The organism is uncultured Methanobrevibacter sp. (assembly GCF_902771435.1).
GTDB lineage: Archaea > Methanobacteriota > Methanobacteria > Methanobacteriales > Methanobacteriaceae > Methanocatella.
Window position 1 is genome coordinate 1 of record NZ_CACXXB010000093.1, and the last position, 2,173, is coordinate 2,173.

1 protein-coding gene is annotated in these 2,173 nt (G+C 33.3%); it reads right to left on the reverse strand.

Annotated features, from left to right (window positions below; all coding sequences use genetic code 11):
• A partial coding sequence (locus QZU83_RS10670; RefSeq protein ID WP_295611963.1) for an AMP-binding protein occupies positions 1-2,173 on the reverse strand: 2,173 nt, incomplete at both ends.

The following is a 2,173-nucleotide window of genomic DNA, read 5'->3' on the forward strand; positions in this document are numbered from 1 at the left end:
ATTGCGTAGTCTCCGCTTCTGTAGTATGGGATGTCGTTTATTGTTGTGTATACTTCGGCGGTTTTTTCAGGCATGTTGTAGTATCCTTTTCCAACTCCAATTCCTCCGATGTAGAGTTCGCCCATTACTCCTATAGGCAGTAGTTTTCCATCGAGGTCCCTTACTTCGGTTACATAGTTTTTGAGTGCTTTTCCAACAGTGATGTTTTCCGGATCAGTTATTTCCTTGTAGTTGGATGCAATTGTTGCTTCGGTTGGTCCGTAACTGTTGTATACCTTTGCGTTGGTGTATTGCTTGACTCCGTTGAATGCCTTGGCTGAGAATTGTTCTCCACCCATTACAATACATTTTCCACAACCTATCACTTCACAGAATTCATCTATTTCAAGATATGACAGCAATCTGGATGGTGTGAATTCCATTACTTCAGGTTGGTTTTCTTTGATTAATCTGATTAAGTCAACAATATTTTTAATTTCAATGTCATCGGCAAATATTATCTTAATACCGTTTGTTATTCCGGTTAGGATATCTTCAAGGGATGTGTCAAATGCTATTGTTGCAATACTCAATATGCTTGAATATTCGCATTTCGGATTTTCTGCTGCTTCATTACATGCATTTTCATGACTTATCATTACTCCTTTAGGATTACCTGTTGATCCTGAAGTGTAAATCATATATGCCAAATCATCAGGGGAAATATTCACATCAGGATTTGTTATGTTTTCGCCTTTGATTAATTCTTTTATATCAATTGAATTGTCTGATTCTCCACTAGTATTTATTATATAGTCTGCTTGACTGTTTTCATATATGTAGTCAATTCTTTCCTGAGGATATTCCAAATCTATTGGTACGAATGTGCATCCTGCCTTAAATATACCGATAATTGTTGCAATTAGGTCGCTGTTTCTTGGAAGCATTACCAATACATTGCTTTTTGGTTTGACACCTTTTTTGATAAGTTCATTTGCTATACGATTTGCTTTTTGGTTAAGTTCATCATAAGTAAATGTTTCATCGGTTGCAACAAGTGCAATTTCGTCTCCTTTTTCTTCTACTTGTTTTTCAAAACGTTTGTGTAGGAATGGTGTATCAAGTTCTTCAAACTCTGGAATTTCACCGTCAACAAGTTCAATATCATTTATTCTTAATTTATCCATATCATTCACGAAGAATTGGAATAGAGTATATTTGATTGCTTGTAGGAACTGTTTAACATACTCTTCAGTATAGATTTGGTCGTTATATTCAATATATAAACTAATAGTTTCTCCATCGTCAAATACGTCCAGGTTAATTTTATAGTCGGTTGCTACAGTACCGTCAAGGTCAATTGATTTATATTTTTTATCGTTGAGTATTATCTCATCATTAAATGATTCGTGGTATGCATAGAAGAATTCAGGTTTTAACTGATAATCTTCAGCAAGTTTTGTGTATGGATAATTGCTATGGGTCAATGCATCTTTCCATGCTTTATCCACTATTTTAATATAGTCTTCAACCATCATTTCACGATTTTCACCATTGACAATAATAGGTAAAGTTTTAACCAGCATTCCCTGTGTATCAAAGTAATCAGAGTTTGCCCTACCATTGAAAATTGTTGTAATCAGTGATTTGGAATTAAATGTAAATTTGTTGAGACTTAAGATTGTAGCGGTCATGAATAAAACGTTTGGACTTATTGAATGATCATTACAGAAGAGTTTAACAAAAGTAGAATTCACATTATCTGAAACGAGTTTTATATCTCCAATATCAGGATTTCCATTAATGTTTGGAGTTAAAACTGTTGATTCAATGCCTTGACTGAATTGAGATTTGAAGAATTTTTCAGAGGATTCGTTAATGCCAGTTTGATTTTCTATGAGGCTATATACATATCCATCAATCTTTTCAGTTTCAATTTTCTCGTTGTTAAATGCTTTTGTTAAATCATTGAAGAAATTATCCTGGGATACTCCATCTGTAATGATGTGATGGAAATCACTGAATAATATAGTTTCTTCAGGTGTCTTATAGATTTTAAACCTGAATAATTGGTTGTTGTCCAATGGAATTGCCTTTATGTCATTTTTCATTATTTCCTTATTGGTAATTGAATCTATTTCAACAATTTCTATTTCTTCAATTTCAGCATCATCACATCTTTTTTGCATGATTT